The 18,817-nt window shown below is 41.2% G+C and carries 17 protein-coding genes; 14 read left to right on the plus strand and 3 right to left on the minus strand.

Features of this window, described 5'->3' with window-relative positions:
• Positions 1-2: 2 nt before the first annotated feature.
• Positions 3-491: a GNAT family N-acetyltransferase gene (locus tag LRA01S_RS05770; RefSeq protein WP_061774665.1), complete on the plus strand. Its 489-nt coding sequence runs from the start codon at positions 3-5 to the stop codon at positions 489-491.
• A gap of 170 nt (positions 492-661) precedes the next feature.
• Entirely contained in the window at positions 662-808 is a 147-nt protein-coding gene (locus tag LRA01S_RS10775; protein ID WP_373279975.1) for a putative holin-like toxin, read from the plus strand.
• Positions 809-1,010: 202 nt separating this feature from the next.
• Here the strand turns inward: LRA01S_RS10775 and LRA01S_RS05775 are convergent, their stop codons facing one another.
• Positions 1,011-1,733: a gamma-glutamyl-gamma-aminobutyrate hydrolase family protein gene (locus LRA01S_RS05775; protein WP_061774666.1), complete on the minus strand. Its 723-nt coding sequence runs from the start codon at positions 1,731-1,733 to the stop codon at positions 1,011-1,013.
• Positions 1,730-4,042, minus strand: a complete 2,313-nt coding sequence (locus LRA01S_RS05780; RefSeq protein WP_061774667.1) for a Xaa-Pro dipeptidyl-peptidase — start codon at positions 4,040-4,042, stop codon at positions 1,730-1,732. The genes LRA01S_RS05775 and LRA01S_RS05780 overlap by 4 nt, the downstream gene beginning before the upstream one ends.
• 270 nt (positions 4,043-4,312) lie before the next feature.
• Here LRA01S_RS05780 and gla point away from each other — a divergent pair, with 270 nt between their 5' ends.
• Positions 4,313-5,212, plus strand: coding sequence for an aquaglyceroporin Gla (gene gla / locus LRA01S_RS05785; protein ID WP_061774668.1), 900 nt, complete (start codon positions 4,313-4,315; stop codon positions 5,210-5,212).
• Positions 5,213-5,296: 84 nt separating this feature from the next.
• Here gla and LRA01S_RS05790 read toward each other — a convergent pair whose 3' ends face one another.
• Positions 5,297-6,007: a CPBP family intramembrane glutamic endopeptidase gene (locus LRA01S_RS05790; RefSeq protein WP_061774669.1), complete on the minus strand. Its 711-nt coding sequence runs from the start codon at positions 6,005-6,007 to the stop codon at positions 5,297-5,299.
• A gap of 270 nt (positions 6,008-6,277) precedes the next feature.
• Between LRA01S_RS05790 and LRA01S_RS05795 the strand changes: the two genes are divergently transcribed.
• From LRA01S_RS05795 to LRA01S_RS11215, 11 genes are all read left to right on the plus strand, one after another.
• On the plus strand, positions 6,278-6,946 hold the full coding sequence (locus LRA01S_RS05795; RefSeq protein ID WP_061774670.1) for a CppA N-terminal domain-containing protein: 669 nt from the start codon (positions 6,278-6,280) through the stop codon (positions 6,944-6,946).
• Positions 6,931-7,947, plus strand: coding sequence for a serine hydrolase domain-containing protein (locus LRA01S_RS05800; RefSeq protein WP_373279976.1), 1,017 nt, complete (start codon positions 6,931-6,933; stop codon positions 7,945-7,947). Before LRA01S_RS05795 ends, LRA01S_RS05800 begins: the two co-directional genes overlap by 16 nt.
• A gap of 274 nt (positions 7,948-8,221) precedes the next feature.
• Positions 8,222-11,326, plus strand: coding sequence for a DEAD/DEAH box helicase (locus tag LRA01S_RS05805; protein ID WP_239519121.1), 3,105 nt, complete (start codon positions 8,222-8,224; stop codon positions 11,324-11,326).
• A gap of 135 nt (positions 11,327-11,461) precedes the next feature.
• Positions 11,462-12,073 (plus strand): hypothetical protein, encoded by a 612-nt coding sequence (locus LRA01S_RS05810; RefSeq protein WP_061774672.1) that lies wholly within the window; start codon positions 11,462-11,464, stop codon positions 12,071-12,073.
• Positions 12,074-12,341: 268 nt separating this feature from the next.
• Entirely contained in the window at positions 12,342-13,676 is a 1,335-nt protein-coding gene (gene murC, locus LRA01S_RS05815) for a UDP-N-acetylmuramate--L-alanine ligase (protein WP_061774673.1), read from the plus strand.
• 100 nt (positions 13,677-13,776) lie between these two features.
• The gene (locus tag LRA01S_RS05820; RefSeq protein WP_061774674.1) at positions 13,777-14,265 is read left to right on the plus strand and encodes a GNAT family N-acetyltransferase; all 489 of its coding nucleotides are present in this window, start codon (positions 13,777-13,779) and stop codon (positions 14,263-14,265) included.
• A 161-nt stretch (positions 14,266-14,426) separates the two neighbouring features.
• Complete coding sequence (locus tag LRA01S_RS05825) at positions 14,427-15,362, plus strand: class I SAM-dependent methyltransferase (RefSeq protein WP_061774675.1); 936 nt, start codon at positions 14,427-14,429, stop codon at positions 15,360-15,362.
• 308 nt (positions 15,363-15,670) lie between these two features.
• Positions 15,671-16,864 (plus strand): acetate kinase, encoded by a 1,194-nt coding sequence (locus LRA01S_RS05830; protein WP_061774676.1) that lies wholly within the window; start codon positions 15,671-15,673, stop codon positions 16,862-16,864.
• A gap of 239 nt (positions 16,865-17,103) precedes the next feature.
• Positions 17,104-17,823, plus strand: a complete 720-nt coding sequence (gene pyrH, locus LRA01S_RS05835) for a UMP kinase (RefSeq protein WP_061774677.1) — start codon at positions 17,104-17,106, stop codon at positions 17,821-17,823.
• 30 nt (positions 17,824-17,853) lie between these two features.
• On the plus strand, positions 17,854-18,411 hold the full coding sequence (gene frr / locus LRA01S_RS05840; protein WP_061774678.1) for a ribosome recycling factor: 558 nt from the start codon (positions 17,854-17,856) through the stop codon (positions 18,409-18,411).
• Between the two features lie 166 nt (positions 18,412-18,577).
• Positions 18,578-18,817: FmdB family zinc ribbon protein (locus LRA01S_RS11215; protein ID WP_218003135.1), on the plus strand; the 240-nt coding region annotated here is incomplete at its 3' end.

Below are 18,817 nucleotides of genomic sequence, written 5' to 3' on the forward strand. Positions count from 1 at the left end.
AAATGTTTCAGTATCTATTGATTGAAACTGATGAAAAATATCCTGAGATTTTGGCACTCTATGAGCGCAATCAGGATTTTTTTGCATTGAGTCAGAGCAGTGCCGTGACTTTAGCACAAGTTGATGCCGATGTGCATGCGGGACCAGAAAATCTTGCACCAGAAAATAAGAAATATTTCTTGATTACGGATGACAATGAGACGCCGATTGCCGTTCTGGACTATGCGCTGGGTTATCCTGATGACCAAACGGTGTTCATTGGTTTACTTATCGTGGATAAGATTTTTCGGGGGCAAGGGTTAGGACATAAAATTGTAGCGGAGCAGTTGGGTCATTTTCGCAGTATCGGGATGCGCAAAGTTCGAATAGCCGTCCTTGATAATAATCCTGCAGGTCTTACTTTTTGGCAAGGACTAGGTTTTGAAATTATTGAAAAGAATAAACACTCAACTGATGGTGATTTGGTTCACGTTTTGAGTTATACTTTATAAAATGCTCTTGTAGAGCTTGTGCAGTTTTTCTATATTTTATATTCTAGTAAAATCAAAAACGGTCTTTGTGAAAACAGAGACCGTTTTTGATTTGCAGTGGCGAACGTTTATTTATAAATGATTAGCTTTTATGAAAAAATGTTTTTAATCTAACATTATAGTTTAAGATAGTGGCTGTCTTGAAAAGAGATGCTTGTTTGTCAGAATTTGAAACAATTCAAGTCTTATTTAGCTTTGGTATGTTTACCATTGCTTTGATTGGCTTAGTTGTGAAACTGCATAATCATGACGAAAAAAATAACCGTCTCTCACTTTAACGTAAGTTTGACAGTTATCCTTTAACTATTTATCAGCTACCGTCTTAAACGGTACTACTGGAAGCGCGTGCTTTTTTAGACTTTGATTATAGCAAGCAGCAAAATATTTGTCAAATTATCAGAATTGCTATTATTCTGGATCCAATTGACTGACGATATGTTAAGATACGTTAAAGAAAGGTAAGGTTAATTTTTCTTTGATTTAAAGCGAATTGACAAAAAAGTCAAAAATCGCACGTTCATTAGGAATCGTACCCCAAGTCCCTTCTGGATGCCATTGGACACCTAGTAAACGTTTGGCTTTGCTTTCGACAGCCTCGATAACGCCATCACTAGCTTTGGCAATGGTTGTCAAGTCATCAGCCAACCGATCAATCATCTGATGATGATAAGAGTTGACATGGTACGTTTCAGGTAGAAAGTTAAGACTTGAGGTTGGATCAACTTCAATAAAGTGTGATGTAAATTGAGATTTAGTCGGAGCTTGCAAGTGTTTTAAGGTAGCAGTTTCTGGATTATGATAGAGACTAACGTCCTGATGCAAGGTACCACCGAGCGCCACGTTAAGTAACTGATGCCCACGACAAACACCGAGTAAAGCTTTTTCTTGCTTGATGACTTCGTGGATAGCTGTAATCTCAAAGCGATCACGCTCTGGGTTGATTGTACTCAGCAAGGGATGAGGATCCTGACCATAAAAGAGCGGGGCAACATCTTCACCACCCGTCAAGAGAACCTTATCCACCAACTTGATAATGTCAGGAAGCTTATCCAAGTCACGATCAATCGGGATCATGATGACATTAGCCCCCACACTTTGTAGGGCGTCGATAAAAGCAGTCCGTGTATAAGTTACAGGAAATTGATGAAAGGGCAGCTCAGGTGTACTTAAAAACTGAGAGCCCAGAATGCCGATAGTGGTCATATATTAATTCTTTCTTTTTTCGTTTTGGGAATATAAAGGCGTGATTTCTCAAGATTAATGGCATAGCTAACCTCACGATTATCACGAACCGTATGCTCAAAGTCCGTGCTATAAAGCGCAAGGCGTAGTGTATCACCAGCCTGAAAATCATAAATCGTTGGCTGCAAACGCAACTCAACTCGGAACCAGTCATCTGCGACAACCGAATTAACCTCCGTCAGTTGCTGACGATTCTGCAAATTCATGAAGCCCTTGGTCACCACTTGATAAGGTTTATCCACCAAAGTCAGATCACGCAAATCATCCAACATAAAGTTCCGCCCGCGGTCAATGGTCTTGGGCTCAAGCATCGTGCTGACATCCGTCAGACGTTTCTTGGGACCAAAATCTAAAATCTGCGCCGATAAAATCCCTTTTGTATCATTGAGTTTCAGCCGCAAATCAAGTACGATCTGACCATTGACCTGTAAATCTTCAGGAAGATGAATATCAATGACAGCAGCGTTTGCCTTATCTTCAAACAAATCAGCTTTAAAGGTTTGGAAATGCTTGCTGTAAGCATCGAAACGTTCAGCAGGATAGTGATTCTCAAACTGATCAACTTCACCCGTAAAACCAAGGGGTAAGACTTCAATATCATGTCCGCCAAATTCAGCCAGACTTTCAAATGATTGTGCGACATTGTTTTTCTGCCAAATGACAGGTGGTAAATCAAGGGTCAGGTCACGGTCTAAGAGCTTAGCTGAAAAATAAGCATTGATGGTTTCAGAAAAATCAATGGACTGCCAGTTATTCATGTAGATATGGCTACCTTGATGTAGAAAAGCATGTTTGGTCACGTGTTCAGGGAGGGCATGCCAAAAGTTAAAGGCGTGTGACGGCGTCACGTTGAAATCTTGTAAGCCATGGACGATGAGGATGTCAGCCTTGACCTTGTCAACATGTGGTAGGTAATTTCTAGCGTGCCAGTAGTCATTATAATCGCCAGAGGTTCGATCTAGCGCCTGGCTCATGTCAGTGAGCCGAGTTTGGTAGGCTGGATTATTGACCAAGAAATCTGCGGCATCGAGGTTTCGCGAGTAAGTGAGCTCCGCTAGGACGTCGAGATCTTCTCCAGGATAGCCACCAGGGCTACGGACGAGGCCGTTTTCGCGGTAGTAGTCATACCAGCTCGTGATGCCGGCTTCTGCTAGGATGACGTCTAGGCCTGCGACACCAGTCGTTGCGGCGCCATAAGCGAGCGTGCCAAGATAGGATTTTCCGGTCATAGCCACGTGTCCATTGGCCCAATCGGCGGTTAGCCGGTGTGTCTTTTGACGGGTTGTAAAGGCACGCGTGCGACCGTTTAGCCAGTCGATAACTGCAGTTACGCCCGCGATCTGCTGGTAATCCCCAGACGTTTGGAAACCGTCAGAGTTTCTCGTCCCGACACTTGCGACATAAATCGAAGCAAAACCGCGGGCGAGGAAGTAGTCGTTAAGGGAATAAGTCCAAGTATGGGTGAAGTGCTCGGTAGCTCGGTTGTTTTCAGCAAGTGGTACTTCAGTAGCTGGATAATCAGGGAACGTGAGGCTTGGCTCAGCCAGTTCGATCCTGTTAAGGGGTTTCTCAACTAAGTCAAGGTTCATGTCATGTAGCTTATCGTCGTTGGCCTTGATATTAGTGCCAAAATGATAAGGGCTAGCCGTCATAACTGCGGGCAATTTACCGTCAAATTGTGGTCGGATGATCTCGACTTTGATCAGATCATAGTGACCACGATTTTGTGTGTCAACCGGACTTTCGACATAGACCACCTCACGGATAAGTTGGCTCGTGTCAAAGGTTGCTAGGCTCTTATCATTGAAAAAATGGTAGTGGTTATCAAGCGGTAGCAAACCTTCTGACACCCAATGTTCGACTAAGGTCATGCCAGTCTGGCGTCGGGAATTCATGACGAGATAGATAGCAGATATCAGGTGTTCTGTAGATAGCTCAGCAGATAAGTCAGTTAACGGTAAGTTGACGGACTTGGCAAAAGGAATCGCATCAGTCAGTTGAAAATCAAAAATGGCCACAAAATCAAGCAGCTGTAAACTAATGGCATAAAAAATATCCCAAGTTAAAGGTGTCTCAGAATCCAGAAAGTCACAGACCGTCTCTTGGTCAGTGGCAGCTAAACTTGTCATCGCAATCGGCGCAGTTTGAAGCCAATTTTTAAGATTAGATTTGGCAGAAAGTGCGGTATCAAATTTAAAACCAAGGCCAGCCAAATCGCTCAGCACTTGATCAAATGGTTTATCAATAATAGAAAAGTGATTGAATTGCATCGTATCTCCTTAATAAGCATATTGCATCGTTCAGTTTGTCTGAGTCAAACAAGCGTTCTATAAAATTATAGCAAAAAGGTCAATCAAAAGGTCTTAAACGAACCTTAAACTTTCATGAAAATGTTCAGTATGACTTTACACGTCTTGTATTTTCTGATAAACTTATAAGGTACTTATCATTAACAATTGAGTTTTTGAATTTTGAGGCTTTTTTTTTAAACCTCAGATCAGTTGGCTCAATCAACTTAACAAAGGAGATTACGCACAAAAATGGACGTATCATGGATGACAAAATACCTTGCTGAATTCCTCGGAACAGCAATTCTCATTATTCTCGGTAACGGCGCGGTCGCAAACGTTGACCTCAAAGGAACTAAAGGATTCGCTTCAGGTTGGATGACCATTGCTTGGGGTTATGGTTGTGGGGTGATGATCCCTGCTTTGATGTTTGGTAATGTTTCAGGTAACCACATCAATCCAGCCTTCACGCTTGGTCTTGCCGTTTCAGGCTTCTTCCCATGGGCACACGTGGCGCAATATATCGTGGCACAAATTCTTGGGGCAATCGTTGGTCAAGCAGTTATCGTAATGGTTTACCGCCCTTACTACTTGAAAACAACAAACTCAAATCATATTCTTGGGACTTTCTCAACAATTGATAACGTTGATGATGGGACTGCGACTTCACGTCGTGGCGCAACGATCAATGGTTTCTTAAATGAGTTCTTTGGATCATTTGTACTTTTCTTCGCAGCGCTTGGTTTGACTAAAAACTTCTTTGGTGCTGAAATTATTCCTGCTATTGACAAATTATTGGCAGCACAAGGTGCTAAAGGCGCTGCAACAAAAGTTGCGGACATGGATATTGCAACTAAAGTACAACAAGGGATTGTCGGTTTAACAACTGGTAATGCTGGTTCACTTGCAGTTGCTCACTTGGCACTTGGTTTCCTTGTGATGACACTTGTTGCCTCACTTGGTGGTGCTACAGGTCCAGGTCTTAATCCAGCGCGTGACCTTGGTCCACGTATCCTTCATGCTATCCTTCCAAAATCAATTCTTGGCGAAAGCAAGTCTGATTCTAAATGGTGGTATGCTTGGGTTCCTGTCTTGGCACCAATCTTGGCTGGTATTTCTGCCATCGCTTTGTTCAAAATCATTTTCATATAAGCTGTTAATGTCTAACTGACAACGCATGCAAAAAATCCCTGGTCATATCAATTTGACCAGGGATTTTTGAATCATAACAAGTAATTACTTAAGAAGGAAAAAGCCAATCATGCCCAAGGCATTCCAGAGAAAATGGACGGACATATTGAGATAGAAATTACGATATTTGGCATATAGACCGGTAAGAACGAGACTCATCAGACCATAGGTCATGAAGCTTGCAAAGTCTGTTGGACCATGTGCTGCAGTAAAGAGTGCCCAGGCAAAAATAGCGGCAAGCTTAGGCCATTTATTAAAGAGGAGTTCAAATGGACCTACTCGGAAGATCAGCTCTTCAAAAAATCCAGCAGACGTTGTCATAATGACAAAGACAAGTGGTGGTAGCACTTTACCGATGCTGTTAATGATATCTTGATTTTCAGTACCATTGGTCCCAGTTAAGTTCATGATCATGCCTGAAATTAATGCAGAAACAAACATCAGTCCGAAGCCAGCAGCGATTTTCCCGAGCTGGAAGTAGCGCCAGTTAATTTTGGGTATTAGATGATATCTGAGTGCCCAGATGTATGAGAGCCAGACACAAGCGGCAAAGAGTAGGAGGAAGAGGCCGATTTTCCAGAGCTCGAAATGGCCTTGTCGATTCATCGTGATGGCCGGTAAAGCTGAAGAGGCTTGCCAGAGTACCAAAGCCCAGATGAAGGTGAGTCGTGTTTTCCAAGTCTGACCGGGTGTTTCATGTGGCGGTAATAGAGGCTGTTGCTTGGCAGTATTTTGAGCGATTTCTAAATAATTCATGTTTACAAGATACCATATTTTAAAATTTTTCACAATGATTTGCCTAAAATAGTCGTACCGGCGTGAGATATGGTTAAAGTAGAAATAGCAAAAACTTTGTTTCTGGTCGTCACCCATCAGTTAATTACCGTAAAAAATGGTAAATTTTTGTAAAATGGGGCAGAGTTGACTATAATAGAGATAACAAAAAATACTTAAAACCAAAATTGCCTCTGACTTAATGTCTGAAATGACCTTAATGACGTGAGAAAGATAAGAAAAAGAGAGAAAATGAAGACAGTTTTTGATAATATCAAGAGAGCCGTACCAGTCATCCGCGTCAACAATCGTGATTTAAATCTGGCATTTTATAAAGAAACATTGGGACTAAAAGTGATCTCAGAAGAAAATGCTTTGGCTATGCTCGGTAGCAAATCAGCTAAAACACGCACTGATACCAGATTGATTTTGGAAGAATCTCCAAGTATGCGGACACGTGCAGTAGATGGCGTAAAAAAATTGCGCAAAATCGTGATTGAAAGCCCAGAATTTACAGAAGGGTTTGAAGCGACATCACCAGAAGGCGATGTCTTTGAGATTGTACCAAGCCAGTCTGACACACAGGATATTAAGATTACTGAGATTCAACTTAATACTAGCAACTTAAAGGATGTTTTGGCTTTTTATGTTGAAGGTTTTGGTTTGAATGAAAAAAATCAGATTGTTCAATTTCCCTTTGGTCAAATCTCGTATTTTGAAGCGCAAGGCTCTGATTTGTTAACCAATCCAGAAGAAGTCTGGGATATTGAGATCATTGAATTTGAAGTGGCGCCAGAAGTCGATTTGCACCATATTGCGACGCAATTAGATGACTTAGGACTAGCCTATTATGTTGATAAAAAAGGCAAAATTTTGACCTTAACAGATGGTCAGAATCTAGAAATATGGTTTATGAAATGATTGACGCGATGCCGGACAATCCTATTGAACTTGTAAAAGCTTATGTCGCATCTGGAATTTTTCCAGGTGCTTCTTTTGCGATTGTCAACGGCTCGGATGTGCAAAAACATGTTTATGGTTATAACCGCTTGAAGCCTGAGCCGGTTCTGTTACAAGCTGATATGGCTTATGATCTAGCTAGTGTCTCGAAGGTGGTCGGCACGGGTACCCTGATGATTAACTTAATCTTGTCGGGGAAAGTCGGACTTGACGACTTGTTAACGACTCAATATCCTGAATTTGAAGGGTCAGGTGGGGCCTCCCTAACTATTCGCCAACTTTTGACGCACACCTCAGGGATTGATCCCTTTATCAAAAATCGTAACACACTGCCTTATGACGCGCTTCGGGCAGCTCTTAATCAAGTCACCGTCACAGCAGATAAAACCTTCCATTATACAGATGTAAATTTTATTTTACTAGGCTTCATGTTAGAGACTATTTACGCTCAAGACTTAGCAGATATTCTACAAGAACAGGTCTTCACGCCTTTCAAAATGATCCATACAGGATTTACAGCACTCGACAGGACAGTAGCAACAGCCTGGGATCTCCCTCAGGGCCTTGTTCATGATCCTAAAGCCCAGATATTACGACGACACACAGGATCAGCTGGACTTTTTTCGGATTTAGATGACTTGGTTGCCTTTGCTCAGGCCTATTTTGCCCATCCCGCCTATCTTGCTCTGCTGCAAGACTATGCACATGCTGACAAACCTCGCAGCCTAGCTTGGGATTTGATCGACCTTGAAACGCCCTCAAAATCAAGGCAAACCCATTTTGGACAATGGTTACTGCACACAGGCTACACAGGTACTTTTATTTTGTTAAACTTGAAGACGCAACAAGCCGTGATTTTTCTGTCCAATCGCGTCCATTTACGGGATGAACGCAAGCAATGGATCAAGGATCGAGATGTTTTAATCCAAGCTTTTTTAAATATGATGAAAGACTTTGAATGAACGGACAGTCGCGAATGACCCTGATTGGTCGGAGCGTAAGCAGAGGTCAAGTTGTAAGAGTTCACGAAAGTGAAATCTTGTAAGACATAGAAAATCTCTGAAATTTTCTAGAAAATATGGTATAATAGTGCCAAAATTTAAGCGCATTTGGCAAAAAAATAATAACAAAAGAAGCAAGAAAATCATGCCAATGCCGACTAAAATAAAGATAGGAAGTTTTGAGTATTAGCCTTTTGAGAAATGCTTTGAAGATGGGACAAATGATATGAGTCGAATGATGCCAGCACGCATCCGTGCTGAAGGTGCGGAACTTTTTGATAAAGGGCTGATGACCGATGTGTCTGTCAGTGAAATGAAACTTTCGGCTGATGTTGATGGTGAGCAAGTCGTTTATGACTTAGATGGTCAAAACGACTTGTGTTTTTGTGATGTCTTCCAACGCAATAAACGTTACTGTCGCCATATTGCGGCGGTCGAAGAATATCTAAAAAAAGCGGATACTGAGGCAGTTGAGGAAGAGAAGAAAGCTTATGAAGCTGAAGTCGAAAAATCAAAAGAATTGCAAGCATCTGCTGATTTTTTAGCTAAAGTCAACGATGATAAATGGGCAAATCAATTAGAGAAATTGACCTTAGAAGTCGAAGTTTCAGATCCCAAGTTGATGGAGTCCTTTTACTATAGTGGTAATTTTTTGGCCTTTACTTTAAAGATTCGTTTGACAAATATGTCTAGGGCCTACATTATTAAAGATATTCCACATTTTATTATGCTGCTCAGAAAAGGTGGTACTTATCTGATTGGGAGCTCACACTATGTAACCCTGATGCTGTCACATTTTGATAAGGTGAGTCAAAATTTTTTAAATTACCTATTAAAAATCACGCCAAGCCAGGAAGAAATGACTTTGACGAACCTGTTTCGTAAGTTGGGTCGATATTTTGTGCCTCATGCTGGTCTATTACCTGAGCTATTAGCCTTGACTGAAACCATGGATTTTTCGATGAAAATTTCTGAGAAGTCGGTCAAATATTTCAGCGTTTTGCCATTAGATGATGAAGGTGACTTGTATCAGTTCGAGGTTAAACCTCTGGATGATGTCATTGAATTAACGATCAAAGAGATGCCACATCAAACTTTCTTTGAGGGAGAAATCATCTATCGTGATCATGTTTTTTATCAGCTGGATGCTGAGCAGTTGGAGATTTTAAATCTCTTATCCAAGTTACCAAAGGCTTCAGATGGTATGAAAATGATCCATTTTGATTATGATGACAAAGATAAATTAGCTCAGGCTTTACAAATTTTCGAAAAATTGGGTTATGTTGACGCACCTGATGCTTTCAAAATTCGCCCTTTTAAACCTCGATTTAGCTTTGACTTGGACCGTTTCTTAACCTTGCAGATTGCTTTTGACTATGGTGATTTTCAGATTACGAGTTTTAGAGATCTAGATACTCTTGATTTTTCACGGCATTTACGTCTAGAGAAATGTATTTTTGATTTGCTCAAACGTTCTGGCTTTTCAGTTGGCTTTGAAACGCAAGTTAACCAACCAAAAGGTGAGGAAATCTATGCTTTTTTCACTGAAATCCTCCCACAATTTGCTAAATTAGGTGAAGTTACCCTGTCACCAAGCGTCCAAGAACTACAAATCACAGAGAATTTTGATATTGATATTGATCAAAATGGTGGCTTGCTAGAAATTAATTTTAGCTTGCCCCATGTTCCTGAGCAAGAATTTTCAAAACTCGTTGCACGACTACAGGAAAATGCGGGTTACTATGTGACTGAATCGGGTCAGCTCATTTTACTAGACGAGCAATTCGATTCTGTTAAACAAGTCTTGAATGATATGTCAGATGCGGTTCAGGTCGGTGCAGGTAAAATTGCTGTTCCAACTTTTAAAACTTTCCAACTCTCTAAAATTTTTGGAGATCAGGATGGGGTCTCATTTTCAACAAAATTTGAAGCCTTGTATGATAATTTGACTAATCCACACGCTTTTCCTTATGAAAAACCAGAACAGATTAAAGCGACTTTACGCCCCTATCAAGAAGATGGGGTGCGTTGGATGAGTATGCTCAGTAGTTATCATATGGGCGGTGTTCTTGCGGATGATATGGGACTGGGTAAAACTTTACAGTCAATCACTTATCTTGCAAGCAATCTGGCTCAAAGTGACATTGCCTTGATTGTCTCACCGTCAAGTTTGATTTATAACTGGTCAAGTGAGTTTGCGAAATTTGCGCCAGACCTTGAAGTTGTCGTTGTTGACGGTACCAAACAAGAGCGTTCAGCGTTATTAGGCAATTCTAAAACACAGATTTTTATCACCAGTTACGGTAGCTTTTTGAAAGATGTGAACACCTATCAAGAACTACAGTTGAATTATTTACTGATTGATGAAGCGCAAACGGTTAAAAACTTTAACTCTAAGACTAACAAAGCCCTATCTCAGCTTAAGGTGGATCATATCTTTGCCTTATCAGGTACACCAATTGAAAATCGGGTCGATGAGATTTGGGCGATTTTCCAAATTATTATGCCAGGTATCTTAGGGGACCGTAAGAAATTTCGTAAGCTGAAGCACGATGCGATTTCACGCATGATTCAGCCGTTTGTCATGCGTCGCCGTAAGGAAGATGTCCTTCTGGAATTACCAGATAAGCTGGAAATGATTCAGTATAGTGAACTTGAGGAGTCTCAAAAAATTATCTATCTGGCGCAACTTGAAGCCATTCAAAATCGTGTGAGAAATATGAACGACTATGAATTTTCACGTTCTAAGATAGAGATTCTTGCTGGGATTACGCGTTTACGCCAAATCTGTGATACGCCAGCCCTATTTATGTCAGATTACACTGGTACATCTGGCAAACTCAAAAGTCTGGCAGAGCTCTTGCAGCAAATCAAGGATGCTGGCCACCGACCACTCATTTTTTCACAGTTTCGAAAAATGTTTCCACATATTGAAAAACAATTGGAGGAAGCTGGGATTTCTAGCTACCAGTTGACAGGATCAACGCCGATTAAAGATCGGATGAAAATGGTCAAGGCTTTTAATGCGGGATCGCGTGATGCGTTTTTGATTTCACTCAAGGCTGGCGGGACCGGTCTGAACTTAACGTCTGCTGATGTCGTCATTTTGGTAGACTTGTGGTGGAATCCGTCAGTTGAAGAGCAAGCGATCTCACGTGCTCACCGCATGGGGCAAACCAAAACGGTGGAAGTGATTCGCTTGATTACACGTGGCACGATTGAGGAAAAAATCATGGCGCTGCAAGATAGCAAGCGTGATATGGTGTCAACGGTCTTGGATGGTGGTGCGGATGATAGCACGATTTCTAAGGATGAAATGAAGTCGATTTTGGGGATTTAAAGGCGACAAATTCGCATAAGTCGAGATTATTCCTCAAATTTTTGGTACAATGTAAATGGTATCTCTTGTCGAGCGATAGATTAGCCGACAGATGCTATAAAACATTCTTTAACTCAAGTGAAAGTAAGGCCAAGTATGGAAAATTCGTATCCTAAAAATAAAATTACATTTCCGATTATGCCCGATGATGCGGTGTTAATACCAGATAATCGGGTGATCATGACCAATCAACAACTTTTAACCAAAAATCCTGATGCGGCGGTCGAGCGTTTCGAGTCGTCTGCTGGGAACAAAACAAATCATGCGACTGCTTCATCAAGCTTGATATCAGATGCTACAAACGAAGGGGAACAAGCGAGTTCCTTTGAGACACGTCTTCAAACACCAACGGTTAATGGCAAACGCCCATTGAGCAAAAATTTCAAGGCGACAGCAGATACAATGCCAATTAAGAAAAAATCAAGCTTGGTTGAGGATGCGAGGAAGCGTGCGCGTGAAAATGCGGTGGCACCTAAACCTGTCAAACCCTATGTCAATCCATTGGAGCGCGCATCGTCAGATGAACTAGGGATCAAAGGTCTGGCTAATAAAAAAGTGGCTCAAACGCAACACTCATTAGGCAAACCAGTCTCAGGTTTTGACAAAACAGCAGCACGTGAGTCAAATGGGTCTTTATTCGACGAACCAAAACAAGACTATTTTGCTAGTAAACATCAGCACCGTGAGGGGTTTGATACAGTTGATTAAGTCAGAGGTATCAAAACAGACACAAGCATGACAAATCGTTATCGTTAGAAAATGATACTGAAGGCGATACGACGACGTCGTAAACTTTTGTAGAAAATGAAGATGATGGTGTTCCTGTTTAGGTTCGCAAATTATCTATTTTCCTAAAAAGTTAGTCTGAAGTTCAAATAGAAAGGAATAGAGTTTCGTTAGGTTTAGAGGTGTTGGGGATTTCAAGAAAATTCTCATCATCTGTACCATTGCCCAACCCAACTTAAAGAGTAGACAAATGTCACAAAAAACTTATCATTTTATCGGAATCAAAGGGTCTGGTATGTCAGCACTTGCCCTTATGCTCCACCAAATGGGTCACAAAGTCCAAGGGTCTGATTCGACAGATTACTACTTTACGCAGCGTGGTCTAGAATTAGCGGGTATTCCGCTCCTACCATTTGATACGAAAAATATCACACCAGATGTTGAAATCATTGTCGGTAATGCTTTCCGAGATGACAACAATGTCGAAGTGGCTTACGCCAATAAAAATGGCTACAATTATGTTCGCTACCATGAATTCCTCGGCCAATTTATGACTAACTTCACATCAATCGGCGTAGCAGGTGCTCATGGTAAAACATCAACAACTGGTCTTTTGGCTCACGTCATGCGTCATGTGACAGATACCTCTTATCTGATTGGCGATGGGACAGGTCGTGGATCAGCAGATTCTAAATTCTTTGTTTTCGAGTCTGATGAGTATGAACGTCATTTCCTACCTTACCATCCTGAATATAGCATTATTACCAACGTCGATTTCGATCATCCTGACTATTTTACAGGAATTGATGATGTCTTTGATGCTTTTCAAACCTATGCTAACCAAGTTACCAAAGGCGTGTTCGTTTACGGTGATGATAAATACCTTCAAAAATTAACGGCTAATGTACCAATTTATCGTTACGGTTTCTCTGACAGCGATGACTATATTGCAAAAGACGTGACACGGACGACCAGCGGTTCAAAATTCACGGCTTATTTCCACGACGAAAAAATCGGAGAATTTGTTGTGCCAACATATGGTAAGCATAATATCTTGAATGCCTTGGCTGTTGTTGCCGTAACTCACCAAGACGGTTTTGATGCTAAAGAAATTGCTAAGTACATGGCGACGTTTGGTGGCGTTAAGCGCCGATTCACAGAAAAACGGATTGACGATCAAGTCATTATTGATGATTTTGCCCACCACCCGACTGAAATTGAAGCAACAGTGGACGCAGCGCGTCAAAAATATCCGGATAAAGAAATTGTCGCTGTCTTCCAGCCCCATACTTTCACACGGACAATCGCCCTGATTGATGAATTTGCGACAAGCTTGAACCAGGCTGATGCTGTTTACTTAGCACAGATTTATGGGTCAGCACGTGAAGTCGATCACGGTGATGTTAAGGTTGAAGACCTAGCTGTGAAAATTGAAAAACCAGCTAAAGTGATTACCGTGGATAATGTTTCACCCTTGCTTGACCATGATAATGCAGTCTACGTCTTCATGGGTGCTGGTGATATTCAAAAGTATGAGTATGCCTTTGAATCACTTTTGTCACAATTGACAAGTAATGTTCAATAGACTCAAATCAACTCAAATCAAAAAAGACAAACGCCAATTTTATATGAAATTGGCGTTTGTCTTCACAATCAATCTATCGTAAAGGGGATGAGAATAGACAATGAAAATCAGACAAGTTATACCAGCAGACTTAGAAGCTGCTTATAAGATAGAAGCCAGCAATTTCTCACCAGAAGAAGCTGCCAGTTATGAGGCGGTCAAATCACGAATTGCTAAAATTCCAGACACGTTTTTAGTGGCAGAAATTGACGGTCAAGTTGCGGGTTATATTGAAGGACCAGCGGTCAATGTCCGCCATTTAACAGATGATCTGTTTCAAACAGTTGTAGAAAATCCAGCAACAGGTGGCTATATTGCGGTTACCAGTTTATCTGTGGCAGAAGACTTTAAAGGCCAAGCTGTTGGAACGAAATTAATCGCAGCCTTGAAAGACTTAGCGCGCGAGCAAAAGCGTGATGGCATTACCTTAACTTGCCATGATTATTTGATTTCCTATTATGAAAAAAATGGCTTTACTAACGATGGTCAATCACAATCTACACATGGTGGTGCCGTCTGGTATGATATGGTTTGGGAAAATAAAGCTTAAACTAGAGAAAACTCGTAGGCTATCCATGCCTACGAGTTTTCTTTAAGGGAGTTATTATGAAAAAATATTTTAGGAATGGCTTAAGTATAACCAAGTAAACTTAAACGAGCCTTAAAGCAAAGCTTGAAATTCGAATTCAGGAATGTGGTATAATAAAAGCTATGAATATGGAAAAAATAGAAACGGCATTTGGCCTATTATTAGCCAACGTTCAGCAACTTGAAACACGCTTGGCAACACATTTTTACGATGCCTTGATTGAGCAAAATGTGAGCTATCTCGGTAAAGCTGTATCAGAAGACTTGCAGCAACGCAATGAGCAGTTGCGTGCGCTCAATTTGACAAAACAAGAGTGGCAAAAGGTCTATCAGTTTGCCTTGATTAAGGGTGCTAAGGACATGCACCTGCAAGCCAATCATCAGTTAACACCGGATGCAATTGGGTATATCATCAATTTCATGATTGAGACCTTATCTACCGAAACTAACTTGTCTATTTTGGAATTAGGGGCTGGGACAGGTAATTTAGCCGAGACATTATTGACTAGCATGTCAGATAAAGCACTAACCTATACTGGCTTTGAAGTTGATGATTTAATGATTGACCTGTCGGCTAGCATTGCCGATGTCATGCAAACTTCAGCCCAATTTTTGCAGATTGATGCTGTGCGCCCTCAGGTTATCGAACCTGTGGATCTGTTATTGTCAGATTTACCGGTAGGCTATTATCCAGATGATGCGATTGCGCAACGTTCAGTTGTTGGCAGTCAGAGTGAGCATACCTACGCCCATCACTTGCTGATGGCGCAAGGATTCAAATATCTAAAAGCAGATGGTTATGCGATTTTTATTGCACCGAGTGATTTGTTGTCTAGTCCGCAATCCGATTTATTAAAAAAATGGTTGCAGGATTATGCCAGCGTCGCTGCTGTGATTACTTTACCAGAAGACATTGTCACTGAAAATCATACTAAGGCAATCTTTGTTTTACAAAAGTCTGCACAAGGTAAAGCACCCTTTGTTTTTCCTTTGATAAGTCTAACCAATCCTGAAATTGTGCGGTCTTTCATGACGCAATTTCGTCAGAATATGATATAATTTAAGGGAAAACGTTTTCAACACGGGCGTTTTAGCGGGCAACAAACGATATCTGAATGTGTTACTTTAATACCTTTTGGGGAAAGATGTTTAGTTGTATAAGAAAATACTACTAATACAGTCGCCTCAACATCTTAAACTAATTGAGTTTCGGCTCCTTGGTGTTAGGAAAATAGATAAAAAGTACGCAGACACTATCGTGTCTTTACGTCTTTTTCCTAATTCACTCCTGCGATTACTCGTCGCGGAAAAGAATTCTACACACCAAAACAGTCGCCTCAACATCTTAATCTAGGAGAGAATGGAAAATGTCAAAAACAATTGCGATTAATGCCGGTAGCTCAAGCCTTAAATGGCAGCTTTATCAAATGCCAGAAGAAACAGTAATAGCTAAAGGCCTGATTGAGCGGATTGGCTTGCCGGAGTCAGTTTCGACAGTTAGTTTTGAAGGCGATAAACATGTTACCGTTAAAAACATTCACAATCATACAGAAGCTGTCGCGATTCTGATGAATGACCTCAAAGCCTTGAACATCATTGCGCACTTTTCAGAAATCACTGGCACGGGTCATCGTGTCGTTGCAGGTGGTGAGTTGTTCAAGGAATCAGTTTTGATCACCAATGATGTTGCAAACCAAATCGAAGCCTTATCTGATTTGGCACCCCTCCACAATCCGGCCAATGCTGCAGGGATCTATGCTTTCTGTGCCTTATTGCCAGAAGCGACTCACGTGGCTGTCTTTGATACCGCTTTTCATACGACCATGCCTGCGGTTGCTTACCGTTACCCTATGCCAAACGAATACTACGAAAAATATGCAGTTCGCAAGTATGGCGCGCACGGTACTAGCCATATGTACGTGTCACAAAAAGCGGCTGAATATCTTGGTAAAGCACCCGAAGACCTTAAACTCATCACTGCGCATATCGGTAATGGTGTGAGTTTGACAGCCATTGATGGTGGAGAGTCAGTTGATACTTCAATGGGCTTCACACCACTTGCAGGTGTGATGATGGGCACACGGACTGGTGAGTTAGATGCCTCAACCATTCCCTATATTATGGCTAAAACGGGGATCACGGACGTTGCTGAAGTCATTGATACTTTTAATAAAAAGTCTGGCTTAGCAGGCATTTCTGATATTTCATCAGATATGCGTGATATTATTTCTGCTCGTGAAGCGGGTGATGAAAAAGCAATCTTAGCTTTTGATATGTTTGTTAACCGGATTCAAAAATTTATCGGACAATATTTAGCAGTGCTGAATGGCGCGGATGCCCTTATTTTTACTGCTGGGATTGGTGAAAACTCTGGTCCTGTTCGTCAAGCGATTGTTGATGGTTTGTCATGGTTTGGCTTAGACATTGATGAAAGCAAAAACGTTGTGGGTGCGGATGGTATCATCTCAACACCAAATGCCAAGGTGAAAGTACTTGTCATTCCTACGGATGAAGAACTTGTCATCGCGCGTGACGTTGAAAAATTTAAGGCAAAAGCCTAGTCATAAATGAAAACTTCCTTGACACAAATGATATTCAAGGGAGTTTTTATTGTTATCAAACACAATAAACTTCCTTTACCAATGATTGAATAGTCCTGAAAGATATCATGTTAAGAGTTGGCACCATCAAATCAACTTGAAATTAACTTAGAAATCCGACGGAGATTTTTTAAAATTCATCAATTTTGTGGTAAAATGGATAAGATAAAGTATGAAACGAACAGTATGAAAGGTGAATTATGTCTCAAGTAAAATATAAACGCGTCCTCATCAAACTTTCCGGAGAAGCATTAGCTGGTGAACGTGGTGTCGGCATTGATATTGCGACGGTTGAGGAAATCGCTGGTGAACTGAAAGAAGTTCATGATTTAGGGATTGAAATTGCCTTGGTCATTGGTGGTGGTAATCTGTGGCGTGGTGAAGAAGCTGCAGCAGCAGGGATGGAACGTGTACCTGCTGATTATACAGGGATGTTAGGAACAGTCATGAATGCCCTTGTCATGGCAGATGCCCTTGAGCGTGCCGGTGTGACAACACGTGTTCAAACAGCGATTAATATGCAACAGTTGGCTGAACCTTATGTTCGTGGTCGGGCCTTGCGCCATCTTGAAAAAGAACGCATCGTAATCTTCGCTGCAGGGACTGGATCGCCTTATTTTTCAACGGATACGACGGCTGCGCTCAGAGCAGCTGAAATTGATGCGGAGGCCATTCTCATGGCTAAAAATGGGGTTGATGGCGTTTATAATGACGATCCACGTACCAATACTGCAGCAATCAAGTTCGAGGAGTTGACGCATATTGAGGTGTTAAAACAAGGCTTGAAGATTATGGATTCAACAGCTTCGAGTTTGTCGATGGATAACAATATCGACCTTGTCGTCTTTAATCTCAATGAAACTGGTAACATCAAACGTGTTGTTTTGGGCGAACATATCGGAACAACCGTTTCAAATTAATTTTAAAAGAAATATAAAAGGAAGACTATCATGACAAATGACATCGTAAAAACAGCGCAAGACCGTATGAAACAATCTATTGAAAGTTTGCAACGTGAATTTGGTAGCATCCGTGCTGGCCGTGCTAATGCGAGCTTGCTTGACCGGATCACTGTGGAGTATTACGGGGCACCAACACCGTTGAACCAATTGGCTGGGATTTCTGTTCCGGAAGCGCGCGTGCTTTTGATCACTCCATTTGATAAAACGGTGATTAAAGATATCGAAGCGGCGCTAAACGCAAGTGATTTAGGGATTAATCCCCAATCTGACGGCAATGTGATTCGTTTGGTGATTCCAGCGCTGACTGAAGAACGTCGGAAAGATTTGGCAAAAGAAGTTAAGAAAACAGCTGAAGGTGGCAAAGTAGCCATTCGTAATATCCGTAAAGATGCCATGAATGATGCCAAAAAATCTGAAAAAGCCAAAGAAATTACTGAAGATGAGTTGAAGACACTTGAAAAAGACATTCAAAAAGTGACAGATGCTGCTGTTAAAGAGATCGATCAGCACACTGCCAATAAAGAAGAAGAACTTTTGACTGTTTAATGGTATAAACAAACATCAGGCGTTGACTTGACGCTTGAATGCCTACCTTAATTTTGAGGCTCTATAATAAATCGTGTGGGAAAATTTCCCACACGATTTTTTTGCATAAAAAAATCCTTCCTTCTATAATGTGAGTTACTACGCAACACAAAACGGAAGGAAAGACATGTTTAATTATATCTTAAGTCATTACCATTTACAAGAAAAAGATTGGTTATTTTCAGATCCCTCCCCTGTTCAAGTCGGTCATCACTTTGAACTTAAGGTTAAGCTAAGTCAACCAGCGACTCAGTGTCCAAGATGCCAAGGGATAAACTTTCATAGGCACGGTACCACACCGCACCCAAGAAAGGTACAGCTGACAGAATATATGGGATTACCGTGCTTTCTGATGATCACAATTGAG

This window comes from Pseudolactococcus raffinolactis NBRC 100932 (assembly GCF_001591765.1).
In the GTDB taxonomy this organism is placed as follows: domain Bacteria; phylum Bacillota; class Bacilli; order Lactobacillales; family Streptococcaceae; genus Pseudolactococcus; species Pseudolactococcus raffinolactis.